We start from the raw sequence: 17,251 nt of genomic DNA on the forward strand, positions 1-17,251 counted from the left end.
AGAAAAAATGGCTGAAAAAACTTATCCTATGACCCTAGAGGAAAAGGAAAAACTAGAAAAAGAATTAGAAGAATTGAAATTGGTGCGTCGTCCAGAAGTGGTAGAACGTATCAAGATTGCCCGCTCATACGGAGATTTGTCAGAAAACAGTGAATACGAAGCTGCAAAGGACGAACAGGCTTTTGTGGAAGGACAGATTTCTAGTCTGGAAACCAAGATTCGCTACGCTGAGATTGTAAACAGTGACGCTGTAGCCAAGGACGAGGTAGCTATCGGCAAAACAGTTACCATCCAAGAAGTAGGCGAAAGCGAAGAGGAAGTTTACATTATCGTTGGTTCTGCTGGTGCAGATGCTTTCGCAGGCAAGGTATCCAATGAAAGCCCGATTGGTCAAGCTCTGATTGGCAAAAAGACGGGCGATACTGCAACAGTCGAAACACCGGTTGGCAGCTACGACGTTAAAATTCTCAAGGTTGAAAAAACCGTTTAATAAATACCAAAAGGAACTGGCTAGAAGACTGGTTCTTTTTTCGTTTCTTTTAAGACAGAGAGTATAGGATAGATAAGAAGAGCAGGGGAAAAATAGAGAAAAGACAGATGCTTATGCTATAATGAGAATAAGCTAGAAAAGTAGGAGAACTGTATGCAAGAGCAAGATATTTATGGGAAATATGGGGCCTACCTGCCCAAGATTTTAGAGGATCTTAGTCAGCGTATTCAAGAGGCAAATGATCGAGTCAAGCAGGAAACGGGGCAGAAGCTTTTTGAGCATTTTAATGCACGGGTCAAGCAGGCAGTCAGTATGGAAGAGAAATGTCAACGCAAGAATTTGCCTAGGGCGCCAGAGTCAGCCCTGAAAGAAATTCGTGATGCGATTGGGATTCGGATTGTTTGCGGTTTTATTGAGGACATCTATCAGACTATTGAGGTGCTTCGTCAGCTGGAGGGCTGTGAGATTGTTCTGGAAAAGGACTATATCCGAGCTGCCAAGCCTAATGGATATCGCTCCTACCACTTGATATTAGAAGTGGAGACTCCTTATGAGGACTGCCATGGTCAAAATCCCGGCCGCTATTTTGTAGAAATCCAGCTTCGGACCATTGCTATGGACTCTTGGGCCAGCTTAGAGCATCAGATGAAGTACAAGCATGAGATTAAAGACAGCAAGCGGATTGTCCGCGAGCTGAAACGATGTGCAGATGAGCTGGCTTCTTGTGATGTGACCATGCAGACCATCCGCAATTTGATTCGAGAAAGTGAGTGAGATGATGAAGATTTTATTAGCTGAAGATGAGCAGCAGCTGTCCCGTGTCTTGGAAACGGCGATGACCCATGAAGGCTATCAAGTTGATACAGCCTTTGATGGGCAAGAGGCTGTAGACTTGGCCAAGGAAAATGCCTATGATTTGATGATTCTGGATATCATGATGCCGGTCAAGACAGGCATTGAAGCGCTGAAAGAAATCCGCCAAACCGGCAATACGACCCACGTCATCATGCTGACAGCTATGTCGGAGGTGGATGACAAGGTCACAGGGCTGGATGCCGGTGCAGATGATTATCTGACCAAGCCCTTCTCTCTGAAAGAGCTTCTGGCTCGCCTGCGGTCCATGTCCAGACGGGTAGCGACGTTCACTCCCAATTTGCTGCAGATTGGCCAAACGAGCCTCAATGTCGGAGAGCATGAGCTCATTAGCTCCAATTCTATTCGCTTAGCCGGCAAGGAATCTAAAATGATGGAATTTCTTATGCTTAATGCCCAGAAGAGTCTTTCTACTCAGGAAATCTTTCGTCATGTTTGGGCTAATGACGAGGATGAGGATTTAGATGAGGGCTTCGTCTGGATTTATATATCCTATTTGCGTCAGAAGCTGAAGGCTATTCATGCTGACCTTGCTATCTTGGGTGAGGAAGGTGGCAGTTTCACTCTGGTGCCGCTGGAAGGAGATAGCCATGTTTCGGAAGCTTAAAATTCGGTTCATCCTGCTGGCTTCGGCGGCTATTGTCTGTATTTTGCTGACCATGATTGCTGTCTTAAACTCCGTTCGCTTTCTGCAGACCAACGGAGAAATCCAAGCCGTTCTCAATATTCTATCTGCCAATAATGGAGATTTTCCCAGCGTAGAAGAAACAGCAGAGAGCTTGCAAAACGACCGTATCACCATTGATACCATCTACCAATACCGCTATTTCAGTGTGGTCTATAAGGAAGACAAAACACTTTACTCCACCAACTTAGACCATCTTTCCAATCTATCTAAGGAGCAGGCGCTTAGCTACGCTAACAAAGTGATTAAGGACAGTCGTAGCAGTGGAGTTTTTAAGGTAGGTAGTCAATTTTATTCCTACCAGATAACGCAGGATTCCAAGACCAAGCGCTATTTACTGGTGGTCTTAGATTCGACCAATTATCTCGAAAGCCGCAATGACTTTTTCTGGCTGTCTATCCAGTTGTGCTTCTATAGCTTTATTTTCTTTGTCTTGGTCGTGTCTGGATTTTCCAACTTTGCCATCCGCCCCTATATCAAAAACTATGAAAATCAGAAGCGTTTTATCACTAATGCTGGACATGAACTGAAGACGCCATTGGCAATCATTTCAGCCAATACGGAGCTGCAAGAGCTGATGACTGGCGAAAATGAATGGACAGAAAGCACCAAGGACCAGGTCAAGCGGCTCAGCAACCTAATCAATCAAATGGTCGTTCTGGCCCGTCTGGAAGAGCAGCCAGATGTTACCTTGGTAGATGTGAATTTCTCAGAAGTTGTCAAAAAAGTGGCTGGAAACTTCAAGTCTGTCATCGAGAAGGCAGGCAAGAAGTACGAGATCAAGCTGCAGGAAGACATCCATGTCAAGGCAACTGAAGATGAACTTTATGAATTGGTTAGTATCCTGATTGACAATGCCTGCAAGTATTGTGACGAAGATGGGCAAATTTTTGTCACCTTGACCAAGGCCAAGCGCGGGAAACGAGCCCGTTTGACGGTAGCCAATAGTTATGCTGACGGTAAGAATGTTGATTACAGTCGTTTCTTTGACCGTTTCTATCGTGAAGACGAATCGCACAATCAGAAGCAGCCTGGCTACGGGATTGGCCTATCCATGGCAGAAAGTCTGGTGCGGATTTTCAAGGGCAGGATTTGGGTTTCATATAAGAAAGGATTGATTGGCTTTACTGTTCTACTGTGATAGAGTCACCTCGTTCATCAGTTATTGCTTTGTTTGCTGAGCTTTTTGTATCGGCGATGCTGATTTTAACTTGAGATTAAAAAAATTCTTCTAGCTAATACTAGAAGAATTTTTCTTTATCTTGACCGTTGCTTACCAGCATTACGGTTCTTTTTCTTTTTGTTCTTTTGCTCAATAGCCGGCTGAGCTTTTGGAGTGACATCTTTAGCCCGACTCGCTTTTTTCAAGCCTTTAGGAGGATTTTTTTCAAATTCCTCTGCTACCTGTTTTCTCAAGCGAGGTCGGATGATATAGTTGATGATAAATTGCTGGATAATTTGGATAAATCCACCAACTACCCAGTAGAGAGTGACTGCGGCAGGAGAGAGGAATGAGAAACCAACAATCATGATAGGACTCATATAAGAAGCCTGTTTCATGCTGTTTCTTTGAGTTTCATCTTCAATACCATGCAGAGAGAGCACCGACTGGATATAGTAGAGGATACCGACAATGGCAGTCAAAGCCAAGTCGCTTTTGGCCAGGTCTTTAATCCAGAGGAAGGAACTGCCTGCAACTCCTTGAGTATACTGAGCGGCAAAGAAGAGGGCTGAGAAGAAAGGCATTTGGATGAGCAGAGGCAGACAGCCTATACCGCCAAACATGCTGAGTCCATTCTCTTTTTGAGCAGCCATCAGTTCTTGCTGAGCCTGTATTTTCTCTTCCTGAGTTTCGGCATTTTTGATTCGCTCTTGGATTGGGGCAAAAATCGGCTTGAAGTAGTTCATCTTTTCAGACTGAAGCGTTGCCTTCCAAGACTGATAGATTCCCAGCGGCAGAATGATAATCCGCACGATGAGCGTAACGATGATAATCGCCAGACCATAACCCAGACCTGAATTCTTGGCAAAGAATTGGATACCATCCGCCATAGGCTGACCAATCACGTCCCAAATCAGACCAGAAGGATTACCGGCCTTGTCGCGGCCCACACAGCCGGACAGGAAAAGAAGCGCAGCCAGTCCCATACCGGAGAATAAAAAGCGTTTGAAATGTTTCACGAGTTCATATCCTTTGTTTCTAAAAAATAATACCTATCTATTCTACTGTTTTTTTGCAAAATATACAATAGTTCTGCAGACCTAATTTGAAATTTTGAAGTCAGGATAGGAGTCGAAATTAGCCATGGTGACATCCAAATAGCTGACCTTAGAAAAAGGTGTCGGTCCCTTGCGGATTTCTTGGATAAATTTGGCCATCAGAGCTGGGTCATCAGCCTGAGCCAGAATGCCAACAGTACCGTCATCATTGTTCCAGACCCGGCCGGTAATACCTCCGATTTCCAGCGCTAGAGAATAAACTCCCCAGCGGAATCCGACCCCTTGTACTCGTCCTTGGGCTATCATTTTTACTTTCTGCATGGCATCCTCCTTTAGTGAGCGGACCGAGGGGATTTAAGCCCTCAGTATGAGTGCAAGTCTGCTAAATTGTGGTATAATGTTCTTATGAATATTATAACCTCAAAAGCCAATAATGTGGTAAAAAAAGCTAAAAAACTTCATCACAAAAAATACCGCAAGGATTCTTATTTGATCGAGGGCTGGCATTTATTTGAGGAAGCTGTCAGCAGTGGGGCAGAGCTGATTAGGATTTTTGCTTTAGCAGAATACGCAGAGCGATTAGCTGATTTTTCTCAGGTAATCTTTGTCAGTCCAGAGATTTTAGCAGATTTGGCTGATAGTAAGACGCCACAGGGGATTGTCGCGGAAGTGGCTTTTGAAAGGGAAGAAATACCATCGGGGTTAAATGGGCGCTATCTTTTCTTGGAGGACGTTCAGGATCCAGGTAATGTCGGTACCATCATTCGGACAGCAGATGCAGCTGGTTTTGACGGGGTTTTTATCTCTCGTCTGTCGGCAGACATCTATAACCTAAAAACGCTGCGCTCTATGCAGGGGAGCCATTTTCATCTGCCTGTTTATCGGATGGATACAGCAGATTTTATTAGGCTGACTCAGTCTTCCCGTCTGCCGATTTTGGCATCGACCTTGTCGTCAACATCTATCGATTACAGAGAGGTAGACAGCAAAGAGAGCTTTGCCCTAGTTATGGGCAATGAAGGGCAGGGGATTAGTCCAGAAATGACGGCAGCAGCTGATATTCTGGTCCATATTTCCATGAAGGGGCAGGCAGAAAGTCTCAATGTTGCTGTCGCTGCTGGTATTTTAATCTTTCATTTAAGCTAAAAATCAGAAAAAGAGATATAATAGTTGGCAAGGGAGGTGATTCTATGCCTTACAAAAAGGACGAGGAATTTATGGCCTATGTTGGGCACCTGATTGAAAAGCCCAGTGTGCAGCGCCTGAAAGAAATTCCCCATCATATTCATTCCAATAGACTTGAACATTCCATCAATGTAAGTTATACTAGTTACAGAATTGCCAAAAAATTTGGCTGGAATGCTCGCAGCACGGCACGCGGTGCCCTGCTTCATGACTTATTCTACTATGATTGGCGTGTGACTAAGTTTAAGAAGAGTCATGCTTGGGTTCATCCGAGGTTGGCAGTTCGCAATGCTCGTAAGATTACCAAACTCAATAAGGTCGAAGAGGACATTATCGTCAAGCATATGTGGGGCCTGACTTTGGCACCGCCTCGTTACAAAGAATCATTCGTTGTGACAATGGTGGACAAGTATTGGGCCGTCAAAGAAGCGACGGCACCTTGGAGACGCAAGGGCGGTAATCGCAAGCTCTTTCATCGAAAGATGCTGAAACCGTAAATGTTTAATTATAAAAGGAGTAACTATGAATCATTCTATTATTCAAGATCAATCAGATATTAATTCTTTCTATGCCAAGATTTATTCTATCGTTGGAGTCGGTATTGGAATCTCAGCAATCGTCTCTCTCTTGATGCTGAATTTCTTTCAGGACATTATTATCTCTGTTCTGACAGGCTCCACTTGGATTTTCTATGCAGCTATTGCAGTTGAGTTTATCCTTGTGTTGGTAGCATCTGGAACTGCTCGGAGCAATAGCCCAGCGGCGTTGCCTATGTTTTTAGCTTATTCAGCCATCAATGGTTTTACCTTAAGTATTATCATGGCGCTGTATCTTCAGTCAACTGTTCTCTTAGCCTTTCTGACAACGACCGTTATGTTCTTTGCCATGGGGTTCATCGGCAAGGTGACTAAAAAGGATCTTTCTGGAATGGGGAGAGCTTGTATGGCCGGTTTGATTGGTATTATCGCTGCTAGCTTCCTTAATATCTTCTTGAGAAGCAGTGGCTTGGACTTTATCATCAGTATCGTTGGTGTCCTTATTTTCTCAGGACTTATCGCTTGGGACAATCAGAAAATCCGCTATGTCTATGAGCAGACCAATGGCAATCCAGGAAATGGCTGGGCAATTTCTCTTGCTCTGCATCTGTATCTGGACTTCATTAATCTCTTCCTCAGCTTGTTGCGTATTTTTGGAAGAAATAAATAACTAGGTTAAATAAGGCTCAAGCATTGGACGTTTGCTCCAGTGCTTTTTGTTTCTCCTATGGATTTATGGTATAATAAACCCAGCAAATAGAAAGCGAGAATAGTATGAAAACTCCTTTTGTCAGTCGTGAAAAGCTAGCTGAGATTACGGCTCAATTTCCAACCCCTTTCCATCTTTATGATGAGAAGGGGGTTCGGGAAAGAGCGCGTGCCCTGCATAAGGCCTTCTCTTGGAATCCAGGCTTTAAAGAGTATTTTGCTGTCAAGGCCACTCCCAATCCTGCTATTTTAAAAATCCTCAAAGAAGAAGGCTGCGGGGTGGACTGTGCTAGCTATGTTGAGCTGCTCATGAGCCAAAAGCTGGGCTTTGCTGGACAGGATATCATGTTTTCATCCAATAACACACCAGCTGAGGACTTTCAGTTTGCGCGTGACCTTGGAGCGACTATCAATCTGGATGCCTATGAAGATGTAGCTTTTCTAAAGGAAGCCGCTGGTATTCCCAAGGTCATTTCCTGCCGTTACAACCCTGGCGGTGTCTTTGAGCTGGGAACCAGCATTATGGATAATCCAGAAGAAGCTAAGTTTGGTATGACCAAGGACCAGCTGATTCAGGCTTTCAAAGAGCTCAAGGACTTGGGAGCTGAGAAGTTTGGGATTCATGCCCTCTTGGCCTCTAATACTGTCAGTAATGACTACTATCCCGAACTGGCCCGTCAGCTTTTTGAGCTGGCTGTGGAAGTAGTGGCTGAGACAGGAGTTGAGTTGGATTTTATCAATCTCTCTGGTGGAGTCGGCATTAATTATCAGCCTGAAGGTGAGGAAAATGACATTGCGGTCATCGGTCAAGGAGTTCGTCAGGCCTATGAAGCTATTCTGACACCTGCTGGCCTAGGACAGGTAAAGATTTATACGGAGCTGGGCCGCTTTATGTTGGCACCTTATGGTCTACTTGTTACCAAGGTCACCCATAAGAAGCAGACCTACCGAACCTATCTGGGAGTGGATGCTTCTGCAGTCAATCTACTTCGTCCTGCTATGTATGGCTCTTATCACCACATTACCAATATGGATCGACCTGAGGGTGAGACAGAGATTGTGGATGTTGTCGGCAGTCTCTGTGAGAATAACGACAAATTCGCCATTAATCGCCCGCTGCCCGTCAGTCAAATTGGCGATACACTGGTGATACACGATACTGGTGCGCATGGTTTCTCCATGGGCTATCAGTACAATGCCAAGCTCCGCTCCAGTGAAATTCTCTTGGAACAAGATGGCAACGTTCGCATGATTCGTCGGGCAGAAAAACCAGAAGATTATTTTGCGACACTGTATGGCTTTGATTTTGAAAAATAGAGAAAATTTGATATAATGAAGAGCAATGTAAAAATGGAAATAGAGGAGTTCTCGATATGAATTTAGTTTTAGCAATTTTCTTGATTATGGCAGCATTTGCTGGAGGCGTGATTTTGGGTATGTATCTGCTTCGTCGGCAAGTGGAGAAAGAATTTGCAGAAAATCCGCGTTTAAATGTAGAAGCAGTTCGGACCTTGCTTAGCGCTAGCGGTCAACGGCCAAATGAAGCGAAAGTGCAGCAAGTCTATCGTCAAATTATCAGCCAGCAGAAAGCTGCGCTTGCTAAGAGCAAAAAGAAAAAATAATTTTCTAGAGGCTGGCTTTTAATACCAGCAGAGAAAATCTATAAAAAAATGGGGATTTGGAATCGGCTTCCAGTCCCTTGTTTTAGAAAGAAGACCTTATGGATAATCGACCAATCGGTTTTTTAGACTCAGGAGTGGGCGGTTTGACTGTAGTCCGTGAGCTCATGCGGCAGCTCCCCCACGAAGAGGTCATTTATATCGGAGATTCAGCGCGGGCTCCTTACGGTCCTAGGCCTGCCGAGCAGATTCGCGCTTATACCTGGCAATTGGTCAACTTTCTCCTGACCAAGGATGTTAAGATGATAGTCATTGCCTGCAATACAGCGACTGCTGTTGTCTGGGAAGAAGTGAAGGAAAAGCTGGATATTCCAGTACTAGGCGTGATTCTGCCGGGGGCTAGCGCGGCTATTAAGTCAACTGCCAGCGGCCGCATCGGTGTTATTGGAACGCCAATGACAGTTTCTTCTGATATCTATCGCCAGAAAATTGAAGCGCTCTCGCCGGAGATGCAGGTGGAAAGTTTGGCCTGCCCTAAGTTTGTGCCTTTGGTAGAGTCCAATGAACTTCATTCCAGTCTTACCAAAAAAGTGGTCTATGAAACCCTGCAACCTCTGGCTGGCCGAGTAGACACCCTTGTCTTGGGCTGTACCCACTATCCCTTGCTCCGGCCTATTATTCAAAATAGGATGGGACCAAATGTGAAGCTGATTGATAGCGGGGCAGAGTGCGTACGGGATATTTCTGTCCTGCTCAATTACTTTGAAATCAACCGCAGTCGGGAAAAACAGGAGTTCAATCACCAATTTTACACAACTGCCAATGCCAAGAGCTTTTCGGAGATTGCAGAAAGCTGGCTGGGCCTGAAAGTGAATGTGGAGCATGTAAGCTTATGACAAATAAAATTTATGAATACATTGACGAGAACAATTGGTATATCGGAGAATGGACTCGCTTTCGTAAGGCTGGCTATCATTTCAACGACATCCCATACAGGCTCTTGGAGCATATTGATGCGGAGTTGAGCGAGCTGATTGAGCGGGATTTGGAAGAAGAATACAATGCCTTTACCACAGTTGTGGTCAAATACGGATCGCCCATGTCTTATATCCAGTTTGTCCTCAGTATGATTAACGACCGCCAGAAGCGGGATTTTAAGGCGACCAGTCATAAGGGGGCTATTCTGATTACAGAAAAGGACTTGCTGCGCAAGGTTTTCTTCCTGTCTAAAGATGGAGTTAAGATGACTGACTTTTTTGGTCAGGGGCAGGAGTCGGAGATGGCTGTCGGAGATACGATCTTGATTGCGACGCGCAACGAAGGAAAGACAGCAGAGTTTCGCAAACTCTTTGAGAAGCTGGGCTATAAGGTTGAAAATCTCAATGATTATCCTGATTTGCCAGAAGTGCAAGAGACTGGAACCACCTTTGAGGAAAATGCGCGGCTCAAGGCAGAGACAATCAGTAAGCTGACCGGTAAAATGGTGCTAGCTGACGACTCAGGTCTGCAGGTCGATGTTTTAGGTGGCTTGCCTGGAGTATGGTCGGCTCGCTTCGCTGGAGTAGGCGCGACAGATGATGAAAACAACATCAAGCTCCTGCATGAATTAGCTATGGTGTTTGATATCAAGGACCGCTCGGCTCATTTTCATACGACCCTAGTGGTGGCTAGTCCTGATAGGGAGTCTCTGGTAGTTGAAGCGGATTGGCCAGGCTACATTGCCCATGAGCCAAAAGGGGAAAATGGTTTTGGCTATGATCCCTTGTTCTTAGTGGGAGAAACAGGAAAAACGTCTGCCGAACTAACGATAGAAGAAAAAAATGCGCAATCCCATCGGGCTCAGGCAGTTAAGAAATTAGTGGAGGTATTTCCAGCATGGCAAAGCAAACCATTATAGTCATGAGTGATTCTCATGGCGACCGTGCTATTGTAGAAGAAATTAGGAATCATTATATTGGAAAGGTAGATGCGATTTTCCATAACGGAGACTCTGAGCTTCCTTCTGATGATGAGGTATGGCAAGGGATTCAGGTTGTTGCAGGGAATATGGACTTTTACGACGGCTATCCAGAACGATTGGTGACGGATTTGGCGGGGACCATTATTGCCCAGACTCATGGCCATCTCTTCCATATCAACTTTTCTTTTCAAAAGCTGGATTTGTGGGCGCAAGAGGTTAATGCAGACATCTGCCTCTACGGTCACCTGCATATCCCAGATTCTCGAATGGAGGGCAAAACGCTCTTTCTGAATCCGGGCTCCATCAGCCAGCCACGCGGTCTGATCAACGAACGTCTCTACGCTAAGGTAGAGATTGATGATGACCGCTTTAAAGTTGATTACTATACGCGAAATCATGAACTCTATCCAAGCTTGTCCAAGGAGTTTAGCCGATGATTGCTAAGGAATTTGAAGACTATCTGCTGCAACATGAAGAAACTTTTTTGACGCCTGGGGAAAATCTGGCGGTTATGATTGACACCCACAATGTGGATCATGCTATCCTACTATTGAGCCAGATGACATACTCACGTGTACCAGTCGTGACAGCAGATAAAAAGTTTGTTGGCACGATTTCCCTGACAGACATCATGTCCTATCGCATGCGCCATGATTTGCCAGAAGAGGAATTCATGATGACAGACATCGTCCACATGACCAAAATGGACGACTTGACAGTTGGGCCAGATTATACTGTATCAGATGTGCTTCATAAGCTGGTCGACGAGTCCTTTCTGCCGGTTGTGGGCGAGGATCAGCATTTTTACGGAATTATTACTAGAAAGTCCATTTTGAAAGCTGTCAATTCTTTGTTGCACGGCTTTAGCAAAAAGTACGAAATTCGCAAAAAATGAAAGAATACATTAGACCGTTTTTAAATCAAAAAAATATCTCAGAAAATTCTAAAATTGCCTATTCTTATGATTTGGAGCAGTTTATCGAGGAAGTACATGACCGGATTACCGAGACCAATCTGCGGATTTATCAGGCCTCTATCAAGGATTTTAAGGCAGCTGTTCAGAAGCGGAAGCTCTCAGCAGTCAATCAATTTCTCTACTTCCTTTATCAGCAGCAGCTTATTGAGGAGTTCCACCGTTTGGTCCTGCCCAAGGTTTCCGTATCGAAGGAGCAGGAAAATGAACTGCTGGATCTGTCTGCTTTTTGGCAGGAATCAAGAGTTCCCAGGGGGCGGCTGATGGCTCTTCTTATCTTGGAAATGGGCTTGCTGCCTAGCGAGATTTTGCAGGTCAGAGTGGCTGATGTCAATCTTGACTTTCAGGTTTTGAAGATTGAAAAGGCCGGTCAGAAGCGGGTTATCAAGATTCCTGAGAGCCTGACGGGTGAGTTAGAAGACTATCTGACAGGTACATATTTATTTGAGAAAAACGGCAAATCCTATTCTCGTCAATGGGGCTTCCGTCAGCTAGAGGCCTTCTTGATTGAGCAGGGACAAGCCAGTCTATCTGCCCAAAGCCTGCGTGAGCAGTTTATTTTGCGTCAGCGGGAGAAGGGGATTGGCCTCTATGATATTGCCCAAGATTTGGGCTTGAAAACCATGATTACACTAGAAAAATACAGATAAAAATGGATATCAAACTAAAAGATTTTGAAGGCCCGTTGGACCTGCTGCTCCACCTTGTATCTAAGTACCAGGTGGATATTTATGATGTGCCCATTACGGAGGTCATCGAGCAGTATCTGGCTTATGTGGCTACTTTGCAGGCCATGAAGCTGGAAGTGACGGGCGAGTATATGGTCATGGCAAGCCAGCTCATGCTGATTAAGAGCCGCAAGCTTCTGCCTAAGGTGGCGGATAATGCTGAGCTGGAAGATGATTTGGAGCAAGACCTTTTGAGCCAGATTGAGGAATACCGCAGGTTCAAGCTCTTAGGTGAGAAAATGTCGCTCCAGCATGATGACCGGGCGCTTTATTATTCTAAACCCAAGCTGGAGTTGGTTTACGAGGATGCTGAGCTCTTGCATGACAAGTCAACGATTGATCTTTTCTTGGCTTTTTCCAAGGTTATCGCCAAGAAGCAAGAGGAGTTTTCTAAGAGCCATACAACCATTGTGCGAGACGAGTACAAGATTGAGGACATGATGGATGTGGTGCGTCAGCGCTGTGCTGGTAAGAGCCGTCTGGCTCTGCAGGAAATTTTCGCAGAGACCAAGGACATGAATGAAGTTATCACTCTCTTTCTAGCGACCTTGGAATTGGTCAAGGTGCAGGAAGTGCAAGTCATTCAGGAAGAAAATTTTGGAAATATTTATTTAGTAGGAAGAGGAAATGAGTAAGTTAGCAGAGATTGAAGCCCTGCTTTTTGTGGCGGGAGAAGATGGACTCAAGGTTCATCAATTGGCAGAAATCCTTTCTTTGCCGCCGACTGGGGTTATTCAGAGTTTGGAGAAGTTGGCTGAGCAATATGAGGCCAATCCGGACTCCAGCCTGACCCTGCTGGAAACTTCAAAGACTTATAAGCTGGTCACAAAGTCAGAGTTTGCTGAGATTCTGCGGGCCTATTCACGGGCGCCGATTAATCAAAGTCTATCGCGGGCGGCCCTTGAGACCTTGTCTATCATTGCCTATAAGCAGCCGATTACAAGGGTAGAAATAGACGACATCCGCGGGGTTAATTCCAGCGGTGCTTTGGCTAAGCTCTTGGCTTTTGAACTGGTTCGAGAAGATGGCAAAAAGGAAGTCATTGGTCGGCCAAATCTCTATGTGACAACGGATTATTTCTTAGACTATATGGGGATCAATCACCTAGATGAGCTGCCGATTGTCGAAGAAACAGAGCTAGTTGCTGAAGAAAGCCAGCTCTTTATTGAAAGGACAGATATCAATGAGAATCAATAAATACATCGCTCATGCTGGGATAGCCAGTCGCCGTAAGGCAGAAGAGCTAATCAGGCAGGGGAAGGTCAGTATAAACGGCCAAGTGGTACGTGAGCTGGCGACGAACGTCAAGTCTGGCGACCGTGTGGAAGTAGAAGGCCAACCTATCTACAATGAAGAGAAGGTTTATTACCTCCTCAATAAGCCGCGCGGGGTCATTTCTTCTGTCAGTGATGACAAGGGACGTAAGACGGTCGTGGAGCTCTTGCCTCAGGTCAAGGAGCGAATTTATCCGGTTGGTCGTTTGGACTGGGATACTTCTGGCATCCTCATTCTGACCAATGACGGGGATTTTACCGACGAGATGATTCATCCCCGCAATGAGATTGATAAGGTCTATGTGGCGCGTGTCAAAGGTTTGGCCAATAAAGAAGTTCTTCGTCCTCTGACTCGCGGTATTGAGATAGAGGGGCGCAAAACCAAGCCAGCAGTTTATGAGATTATCAAGGTTGATCCGGCGAAAAATCGCTCGGTCGTTCAGCTGACCATCCACGAAGGCCGTAACCATCAGGTCAAGAAGATGTTCCAAGCTGTCGGACTGCAGGTGGATAAGCTGTCACGGACTCGCTTTGGTCATTTGGACCTGACGGGCCTTAAGCCTGGTGAGTATCGTAAGCTCAGTAAAAAAGAAGTCAGCCAGCTGCACACACTGGCTGTAACCAAGACCAAGAAATGATAAAGAAACTGCTTATTGCTCCTGTCCGCTTTTATCAACGTTTCATCTCACCTGCTTTTCCTCCATCTTGCCGCTTTCGGCCCACCTGCTCTAACTATATGATAGAGGCTATCCAGAAGCATGGTGCCAAGGGAGTTTTGATGGGTTTGGCGCGAATTCTCCGCTGTCATCCTTGGTCTCAGTCAGGAGATGATCCTGTACCAGACCATTTCAGTCTGAAAAGAAACGCTACAAGCAAAAAGTCACACTAGCTATTTAGCTAGTGTGACTTTTTTTATCTATAATCTCAGAGTGTTTCCTATCTTCTAGACCAAGTCTTAGGCAAGAAGAGCAGGAGAATTGGGTAGATTTCCAAACGTCCGCCAATCATGGCAAAGGACAGCAATAGCTTAGAAAAAGGACTGAAGATAGAAAAAGTATCCGTCGTCCCAATCATAGGACCGATATTGTTGAAGCAGGATAGAACACCACTGACAACTGTCATGAGATTGTTATTATCCAGGCTGACGATGAAAATCAGCGTCAGAACGATCAAAACATAGGTTGCTAAATATTTGAGGACCTTGTGCTGGGTATCCTTATCTAGGACGGCACCATTGACATGCATGGTTAGGACCCGATTGGGTGATAGGGTAGAGAGGATTTGATTTTTGGCAATGCGGGAAATGATAATCCCCCGAATGACCTTGAATCCCCCAGCGGTTGACCCAGCCGACCCCCCGATACACATGAGCAGGAGCAGGATGACCTGAGAAAAGAGAGGCCACTTGACCGTATCACCATAGCCGAATCCAGTCGTTGTGATGATATTGGAAACCTGGAAGAAGGAAATCTCCACGCTCTTGGCAAAGCCTTGATAGAGGTGGAAGACATTAAAGGCAATCAAGGCAGTGGAAAGAAAGACAATCCAGAGATAGCCTCTAAGTTCCTCATCGCCAAAGCAGGCCTTAAACTTGCGAATCAGCAAGTAATAGTAGAGATTAAAGTTGACCCCGAAAGCCAAGACCCCAAAGCTGACCAGATAAGTAATCAGTGAGCTGTTGTAGTGAGCAATACCGTCATTGTATACGGTGAATCCTCCTGTACCAGCAGTTCCCATGGCAATCACAAGGCTGTCAAAGAGCGGCATACCCGCTAGGAAATAAAGCAGCGCAAAGATAGCAAAGAGAGCCAGATAGATGATATAGAGGATTTGGGCCGTACTCTTGAGCTTAGACACAACCTTGCCAAAGACTGGGCCCGGAACTTCTGCTTTCATGACCTCCAAGTGGCCATTTTTAGCATTGTCCATAATAGCTAGGGCAAAGACCAGCACTCCCATCCCTCCGATTAAGTGAGTAAAACTGCGCCAGAAGAGCAGCGAATGAGAGAGAACGCCGACATCGTTGAGAATAGTCGCTCCCGTGGTTGTAAAGCCAGAGCTGACCTCAAAGAAAGCATCGATGATGTCCGGTATCTGACCAGAGAAGACAAAGGGCAGGGCTCCGAAGAAGGACCAGAGAATCCAGCAAAGGGCTACAATCAGTACCCCTTCCTTGGCGTAGATATGTAGGTCCTTGGGCTTTAAATAAGAGCCTATGCCACCTAAAACTAGCAGGATAGCCATGGTCGCCCCGATAGAGAGAAAGACCTTTAAAGGTTCACCGTAGATTAGAGCGACGATGATGGGCACGATTAGCAGAGCCGCCTCAATCAGCAGTAATTTTGCCAGCAGGTAGCGAATCATAGATCTATTCATGGGTCTACCTCGCTATCAGATCGTAAATCTGCGTGATATTTTGCAGCAGAGTGGTCACGACAATTTTATCTCCAACTTGCAGATTGTCATCGCCTGTAGGGAAGATAGCTTTACCTTGGCGGATAATGGCCGCAATCAGGACATCTTTCTTTAGATGAAGCTGAGACAGAGGGATACCAGTCATCTTGTTTTCTTCCTTGATTTGGAACTGCAGGGTCTCGATTTGGCCGTTGGCTACATAGTGCAGAGCTTCTAGGTTAGAGAACTGAGCATTGTAGCGACCTCGGATAAAGTGCATAACCGTATCAACAGCAATGCCTTTAGGTGTCACGATGCTAGCAAAGTCTTGGTTATCAATGATTTCCAACAAACTAGTCCGGTTGACCTTGGTGATGTTTTTCTGCACACCCAGATTATTAAGAAACATGGAAGTAATGATATTTTCTTCATCTACACCAGTCAGGGTAGCAATGGCATCAAAGTTATTGGCGCGTTCCTCCAGTAAGATATCCTTGGCAGTACCGTCTCCATGGACGACATAGAGATCAGGAAATTCCTGACTGAAAAAGTTTGCCCGTTCATGGTTAGATTCAATGACTTTGAGCTCGATTTTACTATTCTTGAGAATATTGAGCAGGTAGTAGGCAATCTTGCCTGCCCCGATAATCATCAGGCTCTTAACCACTCTAGGACGTACCATATTGTGGAATTGGACAATGTCCAAGCGGTTACCTGTGACATAAATCTTGTCGCCGGCCTCCAAAGTGAAGTCGCCGTCAGGAATTTCCAAGTGCCCTTTTCTCTCAATGGCACAGACAATGATATTTCCAAATTTCTTGCGGAACTGGGAAATACTCATATGGCAGAGATTACTGTCTTCCTTGAGTTTGAACTCCATCAGTGCCACCCGGCCATTGGCAAAGTGTTCTACTGACAGGGCATTAGGGAAGTCAATGATATTAGCGATATAGCGAGCAGTTAGGAGCTCAGGATTGACCACCAGCGAGAAGCCTAGGATGTTCTTCTCCTTAAAGTAAGGGTTGGAATACTCAGGATTACGCACCCGAACGACGGTTTCCTTAGCCCCCATCCGTTTGGCCAGAACAGCTGAAACCATGTTGACCTCATCATGCTCAGTCATAGAGATGAAGATGTCACAGTGACTAACATCCGCTTGTTCTAGGATTTTGAAATTAGCTCCATTGCCAGCAATACCGATAATATCATAGCGCTTGGTAATCTGGTTGAGAACAGCCTCATCCTGCTCAATCAGGATAACATCATGATTTTCAGCCACTAGGGAGCGACAGAGGGCCGTTCCGACCTTCCCGCCACCAACAACGATAATTTTCATAAGTTTAGATTCCTCCAAAGTATGTATCTATCATACTCTTTTTTCATTTAAATTTCATCTATAAAATATAGAATAGCTTGCTTATTTATAGAATTCCGAATATTTTTTTACCAAAATGGTATCTTCCTGTGATATTTTTAAAAAAAGTACAATTTTTTGAGCATTTTTTATTGACTTGTAGGCTGAAAGTGTTATACTAAATGAGTACCTTCATTGGTTTACCTCAAACCTGTTGTGATGTAAGTTAATGAAGCCTTAACCACGCTGTTT

The 17,251-nt window shown here is 45.1% G+C and carries 22 protein-coding genes; 18 read left to right on the forward strand and 4 right to left on the reverse strand.

Annotated elements, in window-relative coordinates:
• Nucleotides 1-7 precede the first annotated feature (7 nt).
• The 4 genes from greA to DQM55_RS03095 all read left to right on the forward strand — a co-directional run bounded on the left by greA (nt 8) and on the right by DQM55_RS03095 (nt 3,189).
• Entirely contained in the window at nt 8-490 is a 483-nt protein-coding gene (gene greA / locus DQM55_RS03080; protein WP_002894584.1) for a transcription elongation factor GreA, read from the forward strand.
• A gap of 153 nt (nt 491-643) precedes the next feature.
• Nucleotides 644-1,264 carry a GTP pyrophosphokinase gene (locus DQM55_RS03085; protein WP_111675429.1) on the forward strand — a complete coding sequence of 207 codons (621 nt, stop codon included), beginning with the start codon at nt 644-646 and terminating at the stop codon, nt 1,262-1,264.
• 4 nt (nt 1,265-1,268) lie between these two features.
• Nucleotides 1,269-1,970, forward strand: coding sequence for a response regulator transcription factor (locus DQM55_RS03090; protein ID WP_060976705.1), 702 nt, complete (start codon nt 1,269-1,271; stop codon nt 1,968-1,970).
• Nucleotides 1,954-3,189 (forward strand): sensor histidine kinase, encoded by a 1,236-nt coding sequence (locus DQM55_RS03095; RefSeq protein ID WP_002913140.1) that lies wholly within the window; start codon nt 1,954-1,956, stop codon nt 3,187-3,189. Before DQM55_RS03090 ends, DQM55_RS03095 begins: the two co-directional genes overlap by 17 nt.
• A 116-nt stretch (nt 3,190-3,305) precedes the next feature.
• Here the strand turns inward: DQM55_RS03095 and yidC are convergent, their stop codons facing one another.
• A complete protein-coding gene (gene yidC, locus DQM55_RS03100) occupies nt 3,306-4,229 on the reverse strand; it encodes a membrane protein insertase YidC (RefSeq protein ID WP_111675430.1) in 924 nt (307 codons plus the stop codon).
• 81 nt (nt 4,230-4,310) lie between these two features.
• On the reverse strand, nt 4,311-4,589 hold the full coding sequence (locus DQM55_RS03105; protein ID WP_002897016.1) for an acylphosphatase: 279 nt from the start codon (nt 4,587-4,589) through the stop codon (nt 4,311-4,313).
• 84 nt (nt 4,590-4,673) lie between these two features.
• Here DQM55_RS03105 and DQM55_RS03110 point away from each other — a divergent pair, with 84 nt between their 5' ends.
• The 14 genes from DQM55_RS03110 to yidD all read left to right on the forward strand — a co-directional run bounded on the left by DQM55_RS03110 (nt 4,674) and on the right by yidD (nt 14,140).
• Nucleotides 4,674-5,414, forward strand: a complete 741-nt coding sequence (locus DQM55_RS03110; RefSeq protein ID WP_111675431.1) for a TrmH family RNA methyltransferase — start codon at nt 4,674-4,676, stop codon at nt 5,412-5,414.
• A gap of 44 nt (nt 5,415-5,458) precedes the next feature.
• Nucleotides 5,459-5,950, forward strand: a complete 492-nt coding sequence (locus tag DQM55_RS03115; protein WP_049553184.1) for an HD domain-containing protein — start codon at nt 5,459-5,461, stop codon at nt 5,948-5,950.
• A gap of 25 nt (nt 5,951-5,975) precedes the next feature.
• Nucleotides 5,976-6,659: a Bax inhibitor-1/YccA family protein gene (locus DQM55_RS03120; RefSeq protein ID WP_002913238.1), complete on the forward strand. Its 684-nt coding sequence runs from the start codon at nt 5,976-5,978 to the stop codon at nt 6,657-6,659.
• A gap of 104 nt (nt 6,660-6,763) precedes the next feature.
• On the forward strand, nt 6,764-8,014 hold the full coding sequence (locus DQM55_RS03125; protein ID WP_111675432.1) for a diaminopimelate decarboxylase: 1,251 nt from the start codon (nt 6,764-6,766) through the stop codon (nt 8,012-8,014).
• 56 nt (nt 8,015-8,070) lie between these two features.
• Nucleotides 8,071-8,319: a YneF family protein gene (locus tag DQM55_RS03130; RefSeq protein ID WP_002894600.1), complete on the forward strand. Its 249-nt coding sequence runs from the start codon at nt 8,071-8,073 to the stop codon at nt 8,317-8,319.
• A 98-nt stretch (nt 8,320-8,417) separates the two neighbouring features.
• Nucleotides 8,418-9,212 carry a glutamate racemase gene (racE, locus tag DQM55_RS03135; RefSeq protein WP_111675433.1) on the forward strand — a complete coding sequence of 265 codons (795 nt, stop codon included), beginning with the start codon at nt 8,418-8,420 and terminating at the stop codon, nt 9,210-9,212.
• Nucleotides 9,209-10,213, forward strand: a complete 1,005-nt coding sequence (locus DQM55_RS03140; protein WP_111675434.1) for a nucleoside-triphosphate diphosphatase — start codon at nt 9,209-9,211, stop codon at nt 10,211-10,213. The genes racE and DQM55_RS03140 overlap by 4 nt, the downstream gene beginning before the upstream one ends.
• Nucleotides 10,192-10,713 (forward strand): metallophosphoesterase, encoded by a 522-nt coding sequence (locus tag DQM55_RS03145; RefSeq protein WP_111675435.1) that lies wholly within the window; start codon nt 10,192-10,194, stop codon nt 10,711-10,713. The genes DQM55_RS03140 and DQM55_RS03145 overlap by 22 nt, the downstream gene beginning before the upstream one ends.
• Nucleotides 10,710-11,171, forward strand: a complete 462-nt coding sequence (gene cbpB / locus DQM55_RS03150) for a cyclic-di-AMP-binding protein CbpB (RefSeq protein ID WP_002897025.1) — start codon at nt 10,710-10,712, stop codon at nt 11,169-11,171. Before DQM55_RS03145 ends, cbpB begins: the two co-directional genes overlap by 4 nt.
• Nucleotides 11,168-11,899, forward strand: coding sequence for a site-specific tyrosine recombinase XerD (gene xerD, locus DQM55_RS03155; protein WP_111675436.1), 732 nt, complete (start codon nt 11,168-11,170; stop codon nt 11,897-11,899). The genes cbpB and xerD overlap by 4 nt, the downstream gene beginning before the upstream one ends.
• Before the next feature lie 2 nt (nt 11,900-11,901).
• Complete coding sequence (locus tag DQM55_RS03160; protein WP_002905143.1) at nt 11,902-12,612, forward strand: segregation/condensation protein A; 711 nt, start codon at nt 11,902-11,904, stop codon at nt 12,610-12,612.
• A complete protein-coding gene (gene scpB, locus DQM55_RS03165) occupies nt 12,605-13,174 on the forward strand; it encodes an SMC-Scp complex subunit ScpB (protein WP_111675437.1) in 570 nt (189 codons plus the stop codon). Before DQM55_RS03160 ends, scpB begins: the two co-directional genes overlap by 8 nt.
• A complete protein-coding gene (locus DQM55_RS03170) occupies nt 13,161-13,889 on the forward strand; it encodes a pseudouridine synthase (RefSeq protein ID WP_002909097.1) in 729 nt (242 codons plus the stop codon). Before scpB ends, DQM55_RS03170 begins: the two co-directional genes overlap by 14 nt.
• Nucleotides 13,886-14,140, forward strand: a complete 255-nt coding sequence (yidD, locus tag DQM55_RS03175) for a membrane protein insertion efficiency factor YidD (protein ID WP_080561352.1) — start codon at nt 13,886-13,888, stop codon at nt 14,138-14,140. The genes DQM55_RS03170 and yidD overlap by 4 nt, the downstream gene beginning before the upstream one ends.
• A gap of 47 nt (nt 14,141-14,187) precedes the next feature.
• Here the strand turns inward: yidD and DQM55_RS03180 are convergent, their stop codons facing one another.
• Both DQM55_RS03180 and trkA read right to left on the reverse strand, forming a co-directional pair.
• Nucleotides 14,188-15,627: a TrkH family potassium uptake protein gene (locus DQM55_RS03180; protein ID WP_111675438.1), complete on the reverse strand. Its 1,440-nt coding sequence runs from the start codon at nt 15,625-15,627 to the stop codon at nt 14,188-14,190.
• A gap of 4 nt (nt 15,628-15,631) precedes the next feature.
• Nucleotides 15,632-16,981, reverse strand: coding sequence for a Trk system potassium transporter TrkA (gene trkA / locus DQM55_RS03185; RefSeq protein ID WP_111675439.1), 1,350 nt, complete (start codon nt 16,979-16,981; stop codon nt 15,632-15,634).
• Between the last annotated feature and the right edge of the window lie 270 nt (nt 16,982-17,251).

The sequence above is a fragment of the Streptococcus sanguinis genome, from assembly GCF_900475275.1.
Classification (GTDB): domain Bacteria; phylum Bacillota; class Bacilli; order Lactobacillales; family Streptococcaceae; genus Streptococcus; species Streptococcus sanguinis_N.

What these genes read in the sequence shown, in the direction of transcription:
- DQM55_RS03140 (WP_111675434.1), top strand. Translation starts at nt 9,209, where the DNA reads ATGACAAATAAAATTTATGAATACATTGACGAGAACAATTGGTATATC.
- DQM55_RS03145 (WP_111675435.1), top strand. Translation starts at nt 10,192, where the DNA reads ATGGCAAAGCAAACCATTATAGTCATGAGTGATTCTCATGGCGACCGT.
- DQM55_RS03160 (WP_002905143.1), top strand. Translation starts at nt 11,902, where the DNA reads ATGGATATCAAACTAAAAGATTTTGAAGGCCCGTTGGACCTGCTGCTC.
- yidD (WP_080561352.1), top strand. Translation starts at nt 13,886, where the DNA reads ATGATAAAGAAACTGCTTATTGCTCCTGTCCGCTTTTATCAACGTTTC.
- cbpB (WP_002897025.1), top strand. Translation starts at nt 10,710, where the DNA reads ATGATTGCTAAGGAATTTGAAGACTATCTGCTGCAACATGAAGAAACT.
- DQM55_RS03090 (WP_060976705.1), top strand. Translation starts at nt 1,269, where the DNA reads ATGAAGATTTTATTAGCTGAAGATGAGCAGCAGCTGTCCCGTGTCTTG.
- DQM55_RS03115 (WP_049553184.1), top strand. Translation starts at nt 5,459, where the DNA reads ATGCCTTACAAAAAGGACGAGGAATTTATGGCCTATGTTGGGCACCTG.
- DQM55_RS03095 (WP_002913140.1), top strand. Translation starts at nt 1,954, where the DNA reads ATGTTTCGGAAGCTTAAAATTCGGTTCATCCTGCTGGCTTCGGCGGCT.
- xerD (WP_111675436.1), top strand. Translation starts at nt 11,168, where the DNA reads ATGAAAGAATACATTAGACCGTTTTTAAATCAAAAAAATATCTCAGAA.
- DQM55_RS03110 (WP_111675431.1), top strand. Translation starts at nt 4,674, where the DNA reads ATGAATATTATAACCTCAAAAGCCAATAATGTGGTAAAAAAAGCTAAA.
- DQM55_RS03130 (WP_002894600.1), top strand. Translation starts at nt 8,071, where the DNA reads ATGAATTTAGTTTTAGCAATTTTCTTGATTATGGCAGCATTTGCTGGA.
- DQM55_RS03180 (WP_111675438.1), bottom strand. Translation starts at nt 15,627, where the DNA reads ATGAATAGATCTATGATTCGCTACCTGCTGGCAAAATTACTGCTGATT.
- greA (WP_002894584.1), top strand. Translation starts at nt 8, where the DNA reads ATGGCTGAAAAAACTTATCCTATGACCCTAGAGGAAAAGGAAAAACTA.
- DQM55_RS03170 (WP_002909097.1), top strand. Translation starts at nt 13,161, where the DNA reads ATGAGAATCAATAAATACATCGCTCATGCTGGGATAGCCAGTCGCCGT.
- trkA (WP_111675439.1), bottom strand. Translation starts at nt 16,981, where the DNA reads ATGAAAATTATCGTTGTTGGTGGCGGGAAGGTCGGAACGGCCCTCTGT.
- DQM55_RS03085 (WP_111675429.1), top strand. Translation starts at nt 644, where the DNA reads ATGCAAGAGCAAGATATTTATGGGAAATATGGGGCCTACCTGCCCAAG.
- scpB (WP_111675437.1), top strand. Translation starts at nt 12,605, where the DNA reads ATGAGTAAGTTAGCAGAGATTGAAGCCCTGCTTTTTGTGGCGGGAGAA.
- DQM55_RS03125 (WP_111675432.1), top strand. Translation starts at nt 6,764, where the DNA reads ATGAAAACTCCTTTTGTCAGTCGTGAAAAGCTAGCTGAGATTACGGCT.
- DQM55_RS03105 (WP_002897016.1), bottom strand. Translation starts at nt 4,589, where the DNA reads ATGCAGAAAGTAAAAATGATAGCCCAAGGACGAGTACAAGGGGTCGGA.
- DQM55_RS03120 (WP_002913238.1), top strand. Translation starts at nt 5,976, where the DNA reads ATGAATCATTCTATTATTCAAGATCAATCAGATATTAATTCTTTCTAT.
- racE (WP_111675433.1), top strand. Translation starts at nt 8,418, where the DNA reads ATGGATAATCGACCAATCGGTTTTTTAGACTCAGGAGTGGGCGGTTTG.